Source organism: Streptococcus sp. k-90, from assembly GCF_013277565.1.
GTDB lineage: Bacteria > Bacillota > Bacilli > Lactobacillales > Streptococcaceae > Streptococcus.
On record NZ_VMNE01000009.1, the window covers coordinates 25,028 to 42,475 of the forward strand.

Annotated in this window: 19 protein-coding genes, 1 pseudogene and 1 other annotated feature; of the genes and pseudogenes, 14 read left to right on the top strand and 6 right to left on the bottom strand. The window is 42.8% G+C overall.

Translation table 11 applies throughout. The features are described 5' to 3' along the window. The first annotated feature begins 15 nt into the window (after positions 1 to 15). The 12 genes from HT734_RS03485 (at position 16) to trpA (ending at position 13,834) form a co-directional block, all read left to right on the top strand. Positions 16 to 1,761, top strand: coding sequence for an ABC transporter transmembrane domain-containing protein (locus HT734_RS03485; protein WP_173277844.1), 1,746 nt, complete (start codon positions 16 to 18; stop codon positions 1,759 to 1,761). Beyond that, positions 1,751 to 3,493 carry an ABC transporter ATP-binding protein gene (locus tag HT734_RS03490; protein ID WP_173277846.1) on the top strand — a complete coding sequence of 581 codons (1,743 nt, stop codon included), beginning with the start codon at positions 1,751 to 1,753 and terminating at the stop codon, positions 3,491 to 3,493. The genes HT734_RS03485 and HT734_RS03490 overlap by 11 nt, the downstream gene beginning before the upstream one ends. A 218-nt stretch (positions 3,494 to 3,711) precedes the next feature. Then, positions 3,712 to 4,404 carry a sugar transferase gene (locus HT734_RS03495; RefSeq protein ID WP_173277848.1) on the top strand — a complete coding sequence of 231 codons (693 nt, stop codon included), beginning with the start codon at positions 3,712 to 3,714 and terminating at the stop codon, positions 4,402 to 4,404. A gap of 42 nt (positions 4,405 to 4,446) precedes the next feature. Beyond that, entirely contained in the window at positions 4,447 to 5,676 is a 1,230-nt protein-coding gene (locus tag HT734_RS03500; protein WP_173277850.1) for a DegT/DnrJ/EryC1/StrS aminotransferase family protein, read from the top strand. 426 nt (positions 5,677 to 6,102) lie between these two features. After that, the gene (trpB, locus tag HT734_RS03505; protein ID WP_173277852.1) at positions 6,103 to 7,281 is read left to right on the top strand and encodes a tryptophan synthase subunit beta; all 1,179 of its coding nucleotides are present in this window, start codon (positions 6,103 to 6,105) and stop codon (positions 7,279 to 7,281) included. Next, positions 7,272 to 7,503 (top strand) — a binding site (T-box leader). It overlaps the preceding gene by 10 nt. 71 nt (positions 7,504 to 7,574) lie before the next feature. Further along, a complete protein-coding gene (gene trpE, locus HT734_RS03510) occupies positions 7,575 to 8,936 on the top strand; it encodes an anthranilate synthase component I (RefSeq protein ID WP_173277854.1) in 1,362 nt (453 codons plus the stop codon). Next, positions 8,933 to 9,499, top strand: a complete 567-nt coding sequence (locus HT734_RS03515; protein ID WP_000601909.1) for an aminodeoxychorismate/anthranilate synthase component II — start codon at positions 8,933 to 8,935, stop codon at positions 9,497 to 9,499. The genes trpE and HT734_RS03515 overlap by 4 nt, the downstream gene beginning before the upstream one ends. Before the next feature lie 10 nt (positions 9,500 to 9,509). Further along, the gene (gene trpD, locus HT734_RS03520) at positions 9,510 to 10,514 is read left to right on the top strand and encodes an anthranilate phosphoribosyltransferase (protein ID WP_004256041.1); all 1,005 of its coding nucleotides are present in this window, start codon (positions 9,510 to 9,512) and stop codon (positions 10,512 to 10,514) included. After that, entirely contained in the window at positions 10,511 to 11,278 is a 768-nt protein-coding gene (gene trpC, locus HT734_RS03525; RefSeq protein WP_033679779.1) for an indole-3-glycerol phosphate synthase TrpC, read from the top strand. Before trpD ends, trpC begins: the two co-directional genes overlap by 4 nt. Next, on the top strand, positions 11,265 to 11,864 hold the full coding sequence (locus tag HT734_RS03530; RefSeq protein ID WP_033679780.1) for a phosphoribosylanthranilate isomerase: 600 nt from the start codon (positions 11,265 to 11,267) through the stop codon (positions 11,862 to 11,864). Before trpC ends, HT734_RS03530 begins: the two co-directional genes overlap by 14 nt. Next, on the top strand, positions 11,842 to 13,065 hold the full coding sequence (gene trpB, locus HT734_RS03535; RefSeq protein WP_050252727.1) for a tryptophan synthase subunit beta: 1,224 nt from the start codon (positions 11,842 to 11,844) through the stop codon (positions 13,063 to 13,065). Before HT734_RS03530 ends, trpB (HT734_RS03535) begins: the two co-directional genes overlap by 23 nt. Then, a complete protein-coding gene (trpA, locus tag HT734_RS03540; RefSeq protein ID WP_173277855.1) occupies positions 13,058 to 13,834 on the top strand; it encodes a tryptophan synthase subunit alpha in 777 nt (258 codons plus the stop codon). Before trpB (HT734_RS03535) ends, trpA begins: the two co-directional genes overlap by 8 nt. Here the strand turns inward: trpA and HT734_RS03545 are convergent. Next, positions 13,806 to 14,465: an A24 family peptidase gene (locus HT734_RS03545; RefSeq protein WP_173277857.1), complete on the bottom strand. Its 660-nt coding sequence runs from the start codon at positions 14,463 to 14,465 to the stop codon at positions 13,806 to 13,808. The genes trpA and HT734_RS03545 overlap by 29 nt on opposite strands. A 69-nt stretch (positions 14,466 to 14,534) precedes the next feature. On the opposite strand from HT734_RS03545, the gene HT734_RS03550 reads away from it, so the two are divergent. Then, complete coding sequence (locus HT734_RS03550; protein WP_173277859.1) at positions 14,535 to 14,990, top strand: GNAT family N-acetyltransferase; 456 nt, start codon at positions 14,535 to 14,537, stop codon at positions 14,988 to 14,990. 65 nt (positions 14,991 to 15,055) lie between these two features. Next, complete coding sequence (locus HT734_RS03555) at positions 15,056 to 15,301, top strand: transposase (protein WP_275690303.1); 246 nt, start codon at positions 15,056 to 15,058, stop codon at positions 15,299 to 15,301. Between the two features lie 109 nt (positions 15,302 to 15,410). Here the strand turns inward: HT734_RS03555 and HT734_RS03560 are convergent, their stop codons facing one another. From HT734_RS03560 to HT734_RS09400, 5 genes and pseudogenes are all read right to left on the bottom strand, one after another. After that, positions 15,411 to 15,614 carry a CsbD family protein gene (locus HT734_RS03560; RefSeq protein ID WP_000109960.1) on the bottom strand — a complete coding sequence of 68 codons (204 nt, stop codon included), beginning with the start codon at positions 15,612 to 15,614 and terminating at the stop codon, positions 15,411 to 15,413. Positions 15,615 to 15,644: 30 nt separating this feature from the next. After that, the gene (locus HT734_RS03565; RefSeq protein ID WP_000064110.1) at positions 15,645 to 16,253 is read right to left on the bottom strand and encodes an Asp23/Gls24 family envelope stress response protein; all 609 of its coding nucleotides are present in this window, start codon (positions 16,251 to 16,253) and stop codon (positions 15,645 to 15,647) included. 38 nt (positions 16,254 to 16,291) lie between these two features. Then, entirely contained in the window at positions 16,292 to 16,462 is a 171-nt protein-coding gene (locus HT734_RS03570; RefSeq protein ID WP_000455064.1) for a DUF2273 domain-containing protein, read from the bottom strand. 10 nt (positions 16,463 to 16,472) lie between these two features. After that, entirely contained in the window at positions 16,473 to 17,045 is a 573-nt protein-coding gene (gene amaP, locus HT734_RS03575) for an alkaline shock response membrane anchor protein AmaP (protein WP_061759246.1), read from the bottom strand. A 78-nt stretch (positions 17,046 to 17,123) separates the two neighbouring features. Then, a pseudogene (locus HT734_RS09400) lies at positions 17,124 to 17,360 on the bottom strand (GlsB/YeaQ/YmgE family stress response membrane protein). Positions 17,361 to 17,448 lie beyond the last annotated feature (88 nt).

Below are 17,448 nucleotides of genomic sequence, written 5' to 3' on the forward strand. Positions count from 1 at the left end.
TCAGAAAGGGATGTTATGTCCATTATTCAAAAACTTTGGTGGTTTTTCAAGTTAGAAAAACGCCGTTATTTAGTCGGGATTGTGGCTCTGGTCTTGGTTTCCGTCCTCAACCTCATTCCCCCAATGGTTATGGGGAGGGTCATTGATGCCATCACATCGGGGCAATTAACCCAGCAGGACCTCCTTCTTGCCCTATTTTACTTGCTTCTTTCAGCCTTTGGGATGTACTATCTGCGCTATGTTTGGCGTATGTATATCCTTGGGACTTCCTACCGTTTGGGACAGATTATGCGCTCTCGCTTATTTGAACATTTCACAAAAATGTCTCCAGCCTTTTATCAGACCTATCGGACGGGGGACCTTATGGCGCATGCAACCAACGATATCAATGCCTTGACTCGTCTGGCAGGGGGCGGTGTTATGTCTGCAGTTGATGCTTCTATCACGGCTTTGGTGACCTTGCTGACCATGCTCTTTAGCATTTCGTGGCAAATGACCCTAGTTGCCATTTTACCCTTACCTTTCATGGCTTATGCGACCAGTCGTCTAGGGAGAAAGACTCACAAGGCTTTTGGAGAATCACAGGCTGCCTTTTCCGAACTCAATAACAAGGTGCAGGAGTCCGTATCAGGTATTAAAGTGACCAAGTCTTTCGGGTATCAGGCGGACGAGTTGAAGTCCTTTCAGGCAGTCAATGAATTGACCTTCCAAAAGAACCTGCAAACCATGAAATACGATAGTCTCTTTGACCCTATGGTTCTCTTATTTGTTGGTTCCTCCTATGTTTTAACGCTCTTGGTAGGCTCCTTGATGGTTCAGAAAGGGCAAATTACGGTTGGTAATCTGGTCACTTTTATCAGTTATTTGGATATGCTGGTTTGGCCTCTTATGGCCATCGGCTTCCTCTTTAATATTACTCAGCGAGGGAAAGTTTCCTACCAGCGGATTGAGGAACTGTTGTCTCAGGAATCACCTGTACAAGACCCTGAGTTTCCTCTAGACAGTATTGAAAATGGGCGCTTGCAGTATGCCATTGATAGTTTTGCATTTGAAAATGAGGAAACACTGACAAATGTTCACTTTAGTTTGGAAAAAGGGCAAACATTGGGATTAGTTGGTCAGACAGGCTCTGGGAAAACGTCCTTGATTAAACTCCTCTTGCGTGAATACGATGTGGATAAGGGAGCCATTTATCTGAATGGCCACGATATTCGTGACTATCGTCTGACAGACCTTCGCAGTCTCATGGGCTATGTCCCTCAGGACCAGTTTCTCTTTGCGACTTCAATCTTAGACAATATTCGCTTTGGCAATCCTAAACTGCCTCTTTCAGCGGTCGAGGAAGCGACCAAGCTAGCACAAGTTTACCAAGACATTGTAGTCATGCCTCAGGGATTTGATACGTTGATTGGTGAAAAGGGAGTCAGTCTTTCTGGAGGTCAAAAGCAGCGTCTGGCCATGAGTAGGGCGATGATTTTAGACCCTGATATCTTGATTTTGGATGATTCTTTGTCGGCCGTGGATGCCAAGACGGAGTATGCGATTATCGACAATCTCAAGGAGACACGAAAGGACAAGACAACCATTATCACAGCTCATCGCCTCAGTGCAGTTGTCCATGCAGATTTGATTTTAGTCCTGCAAAATGGACAGATTATCGAACGAGGCACACACGAAGACCTGTTAGCTTTGGATGGCTGGTATGCCCAAACCTACCAGTCTCAGCAGCTGGAAATGAAAGGAGAAGAAGATGCAGAATAAACAAGAACAATGGGCTGTATTGAAGCGATTGATGTCTTATCTCAAGCCCTATGGACTCCTGACCTTTTTGGCACTCAGTTTTCTCCTAGCGACGACGGTCATTAAAAGTGTCATTCCCCTTGTGGCTTCCCACTTTATCGACCAGTATCTGAGTAATCTCAACCAACTCGCTGTGACCGTTTTGCTGGCCTACTATGGTCTCTATATATTACAAACTCTGGTCCAGTATGTCGGCAATCTTCTCTTTGCGCGGGTGTCCTACAGTATTGTTAGGGATATTCGTCGGGATGCCTTTGCCAATATGGAGAAATTGGGCATGTCTTACTTTGACAAGACGCCAGCAGGCTCGATTGTCTCTCGTTTGACAAATGATACTGAGACCATCAGTGATATGTTTTCGGGGATTCTATCCAGCTTTATATCAGCAGTTTTTATCTTTCTGACAACTCTTTATACCATGTTGGTGTTGGATTTTCGTTTGACTGCTTTAGTCTTGCTCTTTCTCCCCTTGATCTTCCTTTTGGTCAATCTCTATCGGAAAAAATCAGTGAAAATCATTGAGAAAACCAGAAGTCTCTTGTCAGATATCAATAGCAAGCTGGCTGAAAACATCGAGGGAATCAGAATAATCCAGGCCTTTAATCAAGAGAAGCGCCTGCAGGCAGAATTTGATGAAATTAACCAAGAACACTTGGTCTATGCCAACCGTTCTGTAGCCTTGGATGCCCTCTTTTTGCGCCCTGCCATGAGTTTGCTGAAACTTCTAGGTTATGCTGTCTTGATGGCCTATTTTGGCTATCGTGGACTTTATCTGGGAATAACGGCAGGAACCATGTATGCCTTTATCCAGTATGTCAATCGCCTTTTTGACCCTTTGATTGAAGTAACGCAAAACTTTTCAACCCTGCAAACGTCTATGGTTTCTGCAGGCCGTGTCTTTGCTCTGATCGACGAGAGGACCTATGAGCCCCTTCAAGAAGATGGGCAGGATAAAGTCAAAGAAGGCAATATTCGATTTGAACATGTGTGTTTTTCTTATGATGGGAAACACCCGATTCTGGATGACATTTCTTTTTCTGTTAACAAGGGTGAAACCATTGCTTTTGTGGGTCATACAGGTTCAGGGAAATCGTCTATTATCAATGTCCTCATGCGCTTTTATGAATTCCAGTCAGGGAGAGTTCTCTTGGATGATGTGGATATCAGGGACTACAGTCAGGAAGAACTGAGAAAAAATATCGGACTGGTCTTGCAGGAACCCTTCCTCTATCATGGAGCCATCAAGTCCAATATCGCCATGTACCAAGATCTTAGTGATGAAGAGGTTCAGGCTGCAGCTAGCTTCGTGGATGCAGATTCCTTTATTCAAGACCTTCCTCAGGGTTACGACTCACCTGTTTCTGAGCGTGGCTCCAGTTTTTCAACAGGTCAGCGTCAGCTTCTTGCCTTTGCCAGAACAGTCGCCAGTCAGCCTAAAATCTTGATTTTGGATGAAGCGACAGCCAATATTGACTCTGAAACAGAAAGTTTGGTTCAAGCTTCTCTGGCTAAGATGAGACAGGGGCGGACAACCATTGCCATCGCCCACCGTCTTTCTACCATCCAAGACGCCAACTGCATCTATGTTTTGGACAAGGGGCGCATTATCGAAAGTGGCACTCATGAGGAACTCTTGGCCTTGGGAGGAACCTATCACAAGATGTATAGCTTGCAAGCAGGGGCCATGTCCTAATACTCTTTGAAAATCTCTTCAAACTAGGTCAGCTTTATCTACAACTTCAAAGCTGTGTTTTGAGCCGCCTGCGGCTAGCTTCCTAGTTTACTCTTTGATTTTCATTGAGTGTAAGAAGGAAATCCTTCTAATTACATATTTCTTTCACCGCCTTTTCCATTTTGTGGTATAATGAAAAATGTTGACAAATAGTATAATAAAAACAAAGGAGAAACAGCATGCTGAAATGGGAAGACTTGCCCGTGGAAATGAAATCAAGCGAGGTTGAGTCTTACTACCAGCTTGTCTCTAAAAGGAAGGGTTCGCTGATTTTCAAGCGTTGTTTGGATTGGCTTCTGGCCTTGGCTGTACTGGTTCTGACCTCTCCAATCTTTCTCATTTTGAGCATTTGGATCAAGTTGGATAGCAAGGGGCCAGTGATTTACAAGCAAGAGCGCGTGACCCAGTATAACCGTCCTTTCAAGATTTGGAAGTTCCGTACCATGGTAACGGACGCGGACAAAAAAGGAAGTCTGGTGACTTCTGCTAACGATAGCCGCATTACCAAGGTTGGGAATTTCATCCGTCGTGTGCGTTTGGATGAACTGCCTCAGCTGGTCAATGTCCTTAAAGGTGAGATGTCCTTTGTAGGGACGCGTCCTGAAGTGCCACGCTACACAGAGCAGTATAGCCCTGAAATGATGGCAACCTTGCTTTTGCCAGCAGGGATTACCTCTCCAGCCAGCATCAACTACAAGGATGAGGACACTATCATCAGTCAAATGACTGAAAAAGGCCTGTCAGTTGACCAAGCCTATGTAGAGCATGTTCTTCCTGAAAAGATGCGCTATAACCTTGCCTATCTCCGAGAATTTAGTTTCCTTGGAGACATCAAAATCATGTTTCAAACCGTGTTTGAAGTGCTAAAATAAAGTAGTCATGAGAAAATGAGTACAGATAAAAGGAGCAAATCAATGCCAAATTACAATATTCCATTTTCACCACCCGATATTACGGAAGCAGAAATTGCTGAAGTAGCGGATACCCTTCGTTCTGGTTGGATCACAACAGGTCCTAAGACAAAAGAACTGGAGCGTCGCTTGTCTCAATACACACAGACACCTAAGACTGTCTGTCTCAACTCTGCGACAGCCGCTCTGGAGTTGATTTTGCGTGTGCTTGAAGTGGGACCTGGTGATGAAGTCATCGTTCCAGCCATGACCTATACAGCTTCATGTAGTGTCATCACGCACGTAGGAGCAACCCCTGTCATGGTGGATATCCAAGCAGATACGTTTGAAATGGACTATGACTTGCTTGAGCAAGCCATTACTGAAAAGACTAAGGTGATTATTCCGGTTGAGCTTGCGGGGATTGTTTGCGACTATGACCGTTTGTTCCAAGTAGTGGAGAAGAAACGTGACCTCTTTACTGCTTCAAGCAAGTGGCAAAAAGCATTTAACCGTATCGTGATTGTCTCTGATAGTGCCCATGCTTTGGGATCTACTTATAAAGGACAACCAGCTGGTTCTATCGCTGACTTTACTTCCTTCTCTTTCCACGCCGTTAAGAACTTTACAACGGCAGAAGGTGGAAGTGCCACTTGGAAAGCCAATCCAGCGATTGATGACGAAGAGATGTACAAGGAATTCCAAATCCTTTCCCTTCACGGGCAAACTAAGGATGCTCTTGCCAAGATGCAACTGGGTTCTTGGGAATACGATATCGTAACGCCAGCCTACAAGTGCAATATGACCGATATCATGGCGTCACTTGGTTTGGTACAATTGGACCGTTATCCAAGTTTGTTGCAACGCCGTAAGGACATTGTGGACCGCTATGATCGTGGTTTTGCAGGTTCTCGTATCCATCCATTGGCACACAAGACTGATACTGTAGAATCTTCACGCCACCTCTACATCACCCATGTAGAAGGAGCAAGCTTAGAAGAACGTAATCTCATCATCCAAGAATTGGCCAAAGCAGGAATTGCAAGTAATGTCCACTACAAACCGCTTCCGCTCTTGACAGCCTATAAGAATCTTGATTTTGATATGGCAGATTATCCAAGAGCCTATGCCTTCTTTGAAAATGAAATTACGCTCCCTCTTCACACTAAATTAAGCGATGAAGAAGTGGACTATATCATTGAGACTTTCAAAACAGTTTCTGAAAAAGTGCTAACTTTATTAAAAAAATCGTAAAAAAGTCTTGACAAAGAAAAAGCAAAGTATTAAAATAAGTTCAACAAATCAGAAAAGTAACTATTTTTGGTCTTCAGGGAGCCTGTGGTCATTGTGAACAGGTGGTTGGAAGTAGTGAAAGTGGGCTGATTTTAAAAATGAATTTGAAACAATGAAAATTCGGTGCGCACACCTTACAGTGCAACTTGTTGTTAGACAAGGCAGAGATATAAAGGGGAATAGTCCCTTTATAATTGAGGTGGCACCGCGTTACCAACGCCCTCACATGGAAGTATATTCTGTGTGTGGGCTTTTTTTATCCGTCGTTTTGTTTATCTTTTATTAGGGCGTTAAGTCGCTTTGATGAACTTAAGTTCTATCTGCAGCTCCTTGCCTACTACTAAAAGCAAACAAAAAGCCGAATTAATATAGAAAGAGGAAAATTTTATGACAACTAAAGGTTATTTTGGACAATTTGGTGGTAGTTTTGTACCGGAGCCAATTCAGGCTTTGTTGGATGAGTTGGAAGTGACATTTGAAAAGTACAAGGATGATCCAGAATTTTTGGCAGAATTTCGCCATTACTTAAAGGACTATTCAGGTCGCGAAACACCGCTCTATTTTGCGGAAAGTTTGACAGACCACCTAGGTGGCGCTAAGATTTATCTCAAGCGCGAAGACCTTAACCACCTTGGTTCTCACAAGCTCAACAATGTTTTAGGACAAATTCTTTTGGCCCAACGTATGGGCAAAAAACGAGTAATCGCAGAAACAGGAGCTGGTCAGCACGGGGTTGCGACAGCAGCGGCTGCAGCCAAGTTTGGTATGGCCTGTGATGTCTACATGGGAGCAGAGGATGTGGAACGTCAACGTCTCAATGTTTTCCGTATGGAGATGATGGGAGCAACTGTTCATGCAGTTGAAACAGGGACTCGTACCCTCAAAGATGCTGTTGATGCAGCCTTTGGAGCATGGATGAATGACTTGGAAGCCTTCTATGTTCTGGGATCTGCTGTGGGACCTCACCCATATCCAACCATTGTTCATGAGTTCCAAAAGGTCATCAGTGAAGAATCTCGCCGTCAAATCTTAGAAAAAGAAGGACGCTTACCAGACTACGTTATTGCTTGTGTAGGTGGTGGTTCCAATGCCATCGGTGCTTTTTCTCAGTATGTGGCTGATGAAGAAGTTAAATTGGTTGGGGTTGAAGCTGCTGGTCACGGACTTGATACAGACAAGCACGCAGCTACTATGACAAAAGGTAGTATCGGAATTGTCGACGGCATGAAGACTTATGCAGTCTTTAAGGAAGATGGAGAGCTAGCTCCAGTTTACTCTATCTCAGCTGGATTGGACTATCCAGGGGTTGGCCCAGAACACGCCTACTTTAAAGATTCAGGTCGCGTGGAATATGTCGCTGCGACGGATGAAGAAGCTGTTCAGGCTCTCCTCCTTCTCAGCAAGACTGAAGGAATTATCCCAGCGATTGAAAGTTCGCACGCTATCGCAGAAGCAGTTAAACGTGCACCGAAACTAAGTAAAGACGACATTATCATCATCAATGTCTCTGGTCGTGGAGACAAGGACGTAGCTGCGATTGCAGACTACCTAGAAGCTAAAAAATAAAAGATGGAAAAATTACAGTCCGTTCTCTCACAGAGAGCTTGTGGTTGCTGAAAACAAGCAGAGAAAGCTGTAAGGTTGGGTCCATTTGAAACAAGAGAAAAAAACATAATTCTCAAGGGAGTGCCCTTTATCGCACAGCCTGTTACAGGAGGTATCTGAGACAGGAATGAGAGATAGGAGAAGTCCTATAATTGAGGTGGCACCGCGAATTTCGTCCTCACGCAAGTTGTTTTGCGTGGGGATTTTTCATACAGTCGCCATGGACTAGAAGTAGAACTGAAAGGGAAATTACAATGGAACGAATCATTCATGGAGATGTCTTATCACCAATCTTGGCTTATATGCGCCTAAAGGGGCAACACAAGGTTATCTTAGAGAGTATTCCGAGAGACAAGGAAACAGCTCGTTTTTCGATCCTAGCTTATAATCCTGTTTTTGAGATTAAGTTTGAAAATGGAGTTCTTTATCAAAATGGGCAAGTGATTGATCGGGATCCCTTGGATTTCCTTTATGAAGTGACTCATAAGAGCCAGCACCATTCAGATCTACCTTTTGGTGGTGGGGCAATTGGTTTTGTTGGTTACGATATGATTTCGCTTTATGAAGAAATTGGTCAAATCCCTCAAGATACAATTGGAACGCCAGACATGCATTTCTTCGTCTATGAGAGTTACATGGTCTTTGACCACAAGAAGGAAAAAATCCATGTCATCGAGGATACTCTCTATAGTGAGCGTAGTCAAGAAGACTTGGAAAAAGCCTTAAAGCAAGTGCTTGAGGAATTACGCATACCTGCTTCAGATGAATTTGAAGACTTGGATCTATCTCCGTTAGACTTCAAACCCCATATTGCTCCTCAGAAGTTTGAGGAAATGGTGGAAACAGCTCGTGACTTGATTTGTAATGGCGATATGTTCCAATGTGTACTTAGTCAACGCTTCTCAGCAGAAGTTACTGGAAATCCATTTGACTTCTACAGAAATCTCCGCGTGACCAATCCTTCGAATTACCTCTATTTCTATGATTTTGGGGATTATCAAATCATCGGTGCTAGTCCAGAAAGTTTGGTTTCTGTCAAAAATGGCATCGTGACAACCAATCCGATTGCAGGGACGCGACCAAGAGGAGCAACGGATGAAGAGGACAAGGCTTTGGCGACAGACCTGCTTTCTGATGAGAAGGAAACAGCAGAGCATCGGATGTTAGTAGACTTGGGACGTAACGATATTGGCCGCATCTCTGAAACGGCAAGTGTCCAAGTTACCAAGTATATGGAAGTGGAGCTCTTCCGCTACGTCATGCATTTAACCAGTGTGGTCAAGGGGCGTTTGCTTCCAGAACTCACCGCCATGGATGCCTTGAAAGCAACACTTCCTGCTGGAACAGTTTCAGGAGCACCAAAGATTCGGGCCATGAGACGCATCTATGAACTGGAAACAGAAAAACGTGGCGTATACGCAGGAGCAATCGGCTACTTGTCTGCGACGGGTGATATGGATTTGGCCATCGCCATCCGAACTATGATTCTTAAAAATCAAAGAGCCTATGTGCAGGCTGGGGCAGGGATTGTCTATGACTCTATCGCCCAAAACGAATACCAAGAAACCATTAACAAAGCTAAATCTATGACTAGAATTGGAGAACTAAGACCATGATTTTATTGATTGACAACTATGATTCTTTTACCTATAACTTGGCCCAATATATTGGGAACTTTGCAGAAGTACAGGTCTTGAGAAATGATGATCCCAAGCTGTATGAAGAAGCTGAAAAAGCAGATGGTCTGGTCTTTTCTCCTGGTCCTGGTTGGCCAGTTGATGCTGGAAAGATGGAAGACATGATTCGTGACTTTGCAGGTAAGAAACCAATTCTAGGGATTTGTTTGGGCCACCAAGCCATTGCAGAAGTCTTTGGTGGTAAGTTAGGTTTGGCTCCAAAAGTCATGCATGGGAAACAGAGCAATATCAGCTTTGAAGCGCCATCTGTTTTGTATCAAGGTATTGAGGATGGCCGTGCGGTCATGCGTTATCACAGTATTTTGATTGAGGAAATGCCAGAAGACTTTGAAGTGACAGCTCGTTCGACTGATGACCAAGCCATCATGGGGATTCAACACAAAAACCTCCCGATTTATGGCTTCCAGTACCATCCAGAGAGCATTGGAACGCCAGATGGCTTGTCTTCTATTCGGAATTTTATCGAGAAGGTTGTAAAGTGAGGAAACTAGTATGAAAGAGATTATTGAAAAACTAGCAAAATTTGAAAATTTATCAGGTGTGGAAATGACGGATGTCATCGAGCGTATCGTAACTGGGCGTGTAACAGAGGCGCAGATTGCTTCTCTCCTCTTAGCTCTTAAGATGAAGGGGGAAACACCTGAAGAGCGCACAGCCATTGCCCAAGTCATGAGAGGACATGCCCAACATATTCCAACTGAGATTCATGATGCCATGGACAACTGTGGTACAGGTGGGGACAAGTCTTTCAGTTTTAATATTTCCACAACTGCAGCCTTTGTCTTGGCTGGTGGTGGTGTTCACATGGCAAAACACGGTAACCGCTCGATTTCTTCTAAATCTGGTTCTGCAGATGTCCTCGAAGCCTTGGGTATCAACCTAGACCTCAAACCAGCTGAACTAGGTAAGGTCTTTGATAAAACTGGAATAGTCTTTCTCTTCGCTAAAAATATGCACCCAGCTATGAAATATATCATGCCAGCTCGTTTGGAATTGGGAATTCCAACGATCATGAACTTGACTGGTCCCCTTATTCACCCAATGGCTTTGGAAACACAGCTTCTTGGAATTAGTCGTCCAGAACTTCTAGAAAGTACAGCTCAGGTTTTGAAAAATATGGGTCGCAAACGTGCCATTGTGGTTGCTGGGCCAGAAGGATTGGATGAAGCTGGTTTGAATGGAACAACCAAGATTGCACTTCTTGAAAATGGTGAAATCACCTTGTCAAGCTTTACTCCAGAGGATTTGGGGATGGAGCGCTACGCTATCGAAGATATCCGTGGAGGCAATGCTCAGGAAAATGCAGAAATTTTGCTCAGCGTTCTCAAGAACGAACCAAGTCCATTCTTGGAAACTACAGTTTTAAATGCTGGTCTTGGTTTCTATGCTAATGGTAAGGTAGCTAGTATCAAGGAAGGAGTTGCCTTGGCCCGTCAAGTAATTGCTAGTGGCAAGGCTCTTGAAAAACTCAGACTGTTACAGGAGTACCAAAAATGAGTCAGGAATTTTTAGCACGAATTTTGGAGCAGAAGGCGCGTGAGGTTGAGCAGATGGAGCTGGAGCAAATCCAGCCCTTGCGCCAGACCTATCGCTTGGCAGAATTTTTGAAGAATCATCAGGACCGCTTGCAGGTAATCGCTGAGGTCAAGAAAGCTAGCCCTAGTTTGGGAAATATCAATCTCGATGTGGATATTGTGCAACAGGCCCAGACTTATGAAGCGAACAGAGCAGTGATGATTTCTGTTCTGACAGATGAAGTTTTCTTTAAAGGACATTTGGATTATCTACGGGAGATTTCCAGTCAGGTACAGATTCCAACGCTCAACAAGGACTTTATTATCGATGAAAAGCAAATCATTCGCGCTCGCAATGCAGGTGCGACAGTCATCTTGCTCATTGTCGCTGCCTTATCAGAAGAACGCCTCAAGGAACTGTATGATTACGCGACAGAGCTTGGCTTGGAAGTCTTGGTGGAGACCCACAATCTAGCTGAACTAGAAGCGGCTCACAGACTTGGTGCTCAGATTATCGGGGTCAATAACCGCAACTTGACCACCTTTGAAGTTGACTTGCAGACCAGTGTAGACTTGGCTAAACATTTCAAAGATGATTGCTTGTACATTTCTGAATCGGCTATTTTCACAGGGCAGGATGCGGAACGAGTAGCACCATACTTTAACGGAATTTTGGTAGGGACAGCTCTTATGCAGGCAGAAGATGTGGCCCAGAGAATCAAGGAGTTGCAGATTGACAAAGGTTAAGATTTGTGGACTATCGACCAAAGAAGCGGTGGAAACAGCCGTATCAGCAGGAGCAGACTACATCGGTTTTGTCTTCGCACCTAGTAAAAGACAGGTGACTTTGGAAGAGGCTACTGAGCTGGCAAAGCTCATTCCTTCAGACGTAAAAAAGGTTGGAGTATTTGTTTCACCAAGTCGGGCAGAACTGCTAGAAGTCATTGACAAAGTTGGCTTGGACTTGGTACAGGTTCACGGTCAGGTGGCGGATGATTTGTTTGAGGATTTGCCTTGTACCAGCATTCAGGTTGTGCAGGTGGATGGAGAGGGACATGTACCCAATTCTCAGGCAGACTATCTACTCTTTGATGCCCCTGTGGCTGGGAGTGGCCAGACCTTTGACTGGGCTCAACTGGATACTATTGGACTAACTCAGCCTTTCTTTATCGCAGGTGGGCTTAATGAAGACAATGTAGTAAAAGCAATTCAACACTTTACTCCCTATGCAGTAGATGTATCGAGCGGAGTGGAGACAGACGGACAAAAAGATCATGAAAAGATTAGAAGATTTATAGAGAGGGTAAAGCATGGCATATCAGGAACCAAATAAAGATGGATTTTATGGAAAATTCGGCGGACGTTTTGTCCCAGAAACATTGATGACAGCAGTTTTAGAGTTGGAGAAGGCCTATCGTGAAAGTCAGGCAGACCCAAGTTTCCAAGAGGAATTAAACCAACTCTTGCGCCAGTATGTGGGGCGTGAAACTCCTCTTTACTATGCAAAAAACTTGACCCAGCATATTGGCGGAGCCAAGATTTACCTCAAGCGTGAAGACCTCAACCATACAGGGGCCCACAAGATTAACAATGCCTTAGGACAAGTTCTTCTGGCTAAACGCATGGGCAAAAAGAAAATTATCGCTGAAACAGGTGCTGGTCAGCACGGTGTAGCAACTGCAACTGCTGCAGCCCTCTTTAACATGGAATGTACTATCTACATGGGTGAGGAGGATGTTAAACGCCAAGCCCTCAATGTGTTTCGCATGGAGCTTTTAGGAGCCAAGGTTGAGGCTGTGACAGATGGTTCGCGCGTGCTCAAGGATGCGGTCAATGCAGCCCTTCGTTCATGGGTAGCTAATATCGATGATACCCACTATATCCTTGGTTCTGCCTTGGGACCTCATCCTTTCCCAGAAATTGTTCGTGATTTCCAAAGTGTCATCGGTAGAGAAGCTAAACAACAGTACCGTGACTTGACAGGTCAAGATTTGCCAGATGCCCTAGTAGCCTGTGTTGGTGGTGGTTCTAATGCTATCGGCCTCTTCCATCCATTTGTAGAAGATGAATCAGTAGCTATGTATGGGGCTGAAGCGGCTGGACTTGGTGTGGATACGGAGCACCATGCAGCTACCTTGACCAAGGGTCGTCCTGGTGTCCTTCACGGTTCCCTCATGGATGTGCTCCAAGATGCCCATGGTCAAATTCTTGAAGCCTTCTCTATCTCAGCAGGTTTGGACTATCCTGGTATCGGTCCAGAACATTCTCACTACCACGATATTAAACGTGCCAGCTATGTCCCTGTGACAGACGAGGAAGCCTTGGAAGGATTCCAACTCTTGTCTCGTGTGGAAGGGATTATCCCAGCCTTGGAATCTAGCCATGCTATCGCTTTTGCAGTGAAATTGGCCAAAGAACTTGGACCAGAAAAGTCTATGATTGTCTGCCTATCAGGTCGTGGGGACAAGGATGTGGTTCAAGTCAAGGACCGCTTGGAAGCAGATGCAGCAAAGAAGGGAGAAGCTCATGCCTAAGACACTAACAGAAAAATTAAACGCTATAAAAGCAGCTGGAAAAGGAATTTTTGTTCCCTATATCATGGCTGGAGACCATGAAAAAGGTTTGGATGGACTCGGAGAAACAATACACTTTTTAGAAGAATTGGGAGTTTCAGCTATTGAAGTGGGCATTCCCTTTTCAGATCCTGTCGCAGATGGACCTGTTATCGAAGAAGCTGGCTTGCGCAGTTTAGCCCACGGGATCTCTACCCAGGCTTTGGTTGAAACCTTGAAAACCATTGAAACAGAGGTTCCGCTGGTCATTATGACCTACTTCAACCCCCTCTTTCAGTACGGTGTGAAGAATTTTGTCAAAGATTTGGCAGATACAGCGGTTAAGGGCTTGATTATTCCAGACCTTCCTCATGAGCATGCTAACTTTGTAGAGCCATTTTTGGTAGATACAGACATTGCCTTGATACCCCTAGTTAGTTTGACGACAGGGATTGAGCGCCAGAAAGAGTTGATTGAAGGGGCAGAAGGATTTGTCTATGCTGTTGCCATCAATGGGGTGACAGGGAAATCTGGCAATTACCGTGCAGATTTGGATAAGCACTTAGCACAATTGCATCAAGTGGCTGACATCCCAGTCTTGACAGGATTTGGGGTATCTAGTCAAGCTGATGTAGAACGCTTTAATGCGGTGTCAGATGGCGTTATCGTCGGCTCGAAAATTGTAAAAGCTCTCCACGAGGGAGAGCCGATTCAGGACTTTATCAAACAAGCAGTAGCTTACCAAAAATAATCACACAAGCAGCAAGTAAGAGGAAAGGCACGAAAGGAAGTCTTTCCTTTTTCTTTTTCAGGAGAAAGGCTAGAATTCCTGTTGCAGAAGCAAACTGAATCAAGATGAGTAATTCGGTCGCACTAAAGACGAGAGAGCAGGAAGCTAAAAAGAGAAAATCCCCTGCGCCCATGCGGATATCGATAAAATGAGCCAAAATTCCAAGAGCAAGGAAGAAGACCATGACTAGATTCCAACCAGAGGAAGTCATGAGGATTAGGTGGAAAGTCATCCAGACCAGTAAGGGATATTCCTGATGGTGAAAGTCGTAGATGCCCAAGGTCAAACCAGTAGTTATCAGAATGACTTGACCCAAAGAAAGAAATCCCCAATACCAAGATAGAAAGAGGAGTCCTAAGCTTAGTTCAAAGAGGGCATACCAGACAGGATAGCGAACCTTGCAGTAGCGACAGCGAAAGCGATTAAAGACCTGCGAGAGAATCGGAATCAAGTCTAAGGGACGCAAGCGAGTCTGACAGGAATCGCAGTGACTAGCAGGTTGGATAATGGATTGCTCTGGAAAACGGTCAATGACCAAACCAAGAAAGGAAGCGAGAATGCTCCCGACAAGAAAAAAATAAAAATCAATCATACTTATCTATTCGTAAAAAATGGGAGAAGTAGTATAATGGAGAAACATAGATAAGATGGTGAGGTCAAGATGACAATTCGTTTTGAAGAAAAGTTAAGCGTAGAAAATGCTCAGTTTGTATGCCAATGGTCCAACTCCCTAGGCAAATCCTTTCAAGAACAATGGATGGGAACAATGATTCCTTTTCCCTTGACAATTCAAGTCTTTCAAGATTTGGAAGGAATCTTTTCAATCTTTGAAGGACAAGAGTTTGTCGGGCTTATCCAGAAAATCAGGCAAGAATACAGTAATCTTCATATTGGAAGATTTTTTATCAACCCCCAGAAACAGGGGCAAGGCTTAGGTAGCCAGGTTTTAAGGAAATTTGTTAGTTTGGCCTTTGAAAATGAAGACATAGATACTATTTCTCTAAATGTCTACGAGGCAAATCAACCAGCTTATAATCTTTACCAAAAAGAAGGATTTGAAATCGTTCAAATGGTTGAAGAACCTGTACGAAAATACATCATGAAAAAGGGGAGATAGAAGCAAACAGCCTTGAAATCAATCTTGACTGCGATGTTGAACCTGAATCAGCCCCTCAAAAGGGACTGTATATGAATGAACGTTACCAGTGTTTAAAAACTAAAGAATATCAGGCACTTTTATCTTCCAAGGGTAGACAAATTTTCGCTAAACGTAAGATTGATATGAAATCTGTCTTTGGGCAGATAAAGGTTTGTTTGGGTTATAAGAGATGTTATCTGAGAGGTAAGCGCCAAGTGAGAATTGACATGGGATTTGTACTCATGGTCAACAACCTGCTGAAATATAATAAGAGAAAGAGGAAAAATTAAAAAGCTAGAGTTCCGCAATTGGAAATCTCTAGCTTTTTGTTTTCTGAGAATCATTTTGACTCAGACTATTTTGACTAATGTTACTAAAAAGATAAAGTAACTTTTAGCCTTATTTATTGTCGCCACTCAACATGTTTTTAACACCTTCGATAGCGCCTTCTACAGCGTCTTTGGCATCTTCAGCAACTTCTTTTACTTTAGAAACAACTTTTTCAGCTGTTCCTTCTTTTTCCATTTTTTCATCACCGATGGCTTTACCAACACCTTCTTTAATAGAACCCTTAGCTTGATTTAATTTTTCTTCTACTGACATGATAATTTCTCCTGTTATATTTATTTTATCTTAGTTTACACGAGTTTTTTCGTGAGATACTACACCAGTTGCTGCACCTTTAACAGCTTCTACACCTTCGCTAACTTTTTCTTGAACAGTTGAGAAACCAGATCCAAGACCAGATTTAGCTTTTTCGAATTGTTCTGAAGCGAATTCTCCTGTTGATTCAGCAACGTCAGATACGCGATCTTGAAGGCTTACTGAGTCTGCTTCATGTTGTTCTTTAGTTTTGATGTCGACAACGTTTACGTTGATTTCAACAACTTCCAAGTCAGTCATTTTAGCAACTTCTGAAGATACGATTTCTCTGATTTCTGAATATAAAGCTGGAACATTTTTTTGGTACTCAGCAATAATGTTTAAGTCAACTGCAACTTGTGTTTTACCAACTTCTACGTTAACACCACTTGTTACGTCATCGCTGTTAACGATTTTTTCTTTAAGATTTGAGAAGAAACCACCGTCGATTCCCAAAAGACCTGAAACGTTTTCTAGTGACAGACCAATGATTTTTTGGATAACTTTATCTTCGTAAGTAAGTTCCCCTTTGATTTCGTGAGCTACAGCAGTAGCATCTTTCTTTTCTACGTTAGTGTTAATGTTTTTTTCGTTTGACATATGAAACTCCTTTAATTAAATTAGTAATTTTTATTTTTTTATTTATCTATATAGTTTTTTTCGATATATAATCCAGCTGCAACTCCCAGTGCTCCTAAAATCAATACAAATATTGTTTTGAAGAAGCCAAAGGAGATAATCAAACAAGCGAGAAATACGCCTATGAGACCAGCGATAATTGGATATCGATATTGTTTAAGCCATTCCATTTTTACTTCCTTACTTCACACGACTAACAGTCTTTTTGTTTTGAGGTTTTGGTTTAGGCTGGTAGTCTTTTACTAGAACTTCTAGTTTAACCTGACGCTCAATACCAAAAAACTGCTTCAATCCATTAGTTATTTCATTTTGAATTAGTTGGCATCTGTCAGCGATGTTGTCCGAAGGAAGAATTTTCCCTTCTACATGAACGAAACATTTATTTTTTCGTAAATTTACATGAACAGTTGGGTCCTTGATCAATCCATGATCACTCACCAAACTTCTAACAAAACCTTCGATTGCAGAATTCTTTAATTTTAATGTATCGTTTTTAGTTTCAAGTTGAATTTCCAAATAACGTTTAGGATAAAACAACACAACTAACATCGATAACAAAACTAAAGTTGATAGAGCCACTATCCCCCAGAATATATATCTAGAGAGATAAAATTCAACGAAATGATTCTGTCTCCAGCTAAATAGCTGAATGCCTAGATCACTAACTTGATGATAATCTATCAAAACAGGAAGGAAAATTGTCAAGATTAAAATACAGAAAATAATGAAACATATTTTCTTTGCTTTTGACATATACAATCCTTTCGATTTAACATTTAAACTATTTTTACCCGTCTAATCTATTTAAAAATAGTTTATTACTACAAGTAATTATTTTTTACCTGTAAAGAATGATACTACAGTAACAACAATTGCTGCTCCTGCAATAGATGGGATCAAAGCCATTCCAACGATGGATGGGCCTCAACTACCTAAAAGGGATTGTCCTACAGATGACCCGACTAAACCAGCGAATACATTTGCGACGATTCCCATAGAACTACCTTTTTTAGTGATTCTACCTGCTACAAGTCCAATAAGACCTCCAGCAATGATTGACCACAATATTGCTTACCCTCCTTTTTTATTTTAATATCAAAAAATAAATCAATTCCTTTGATTATTGCTATTGTATAATTTTAATATAAAATAATCA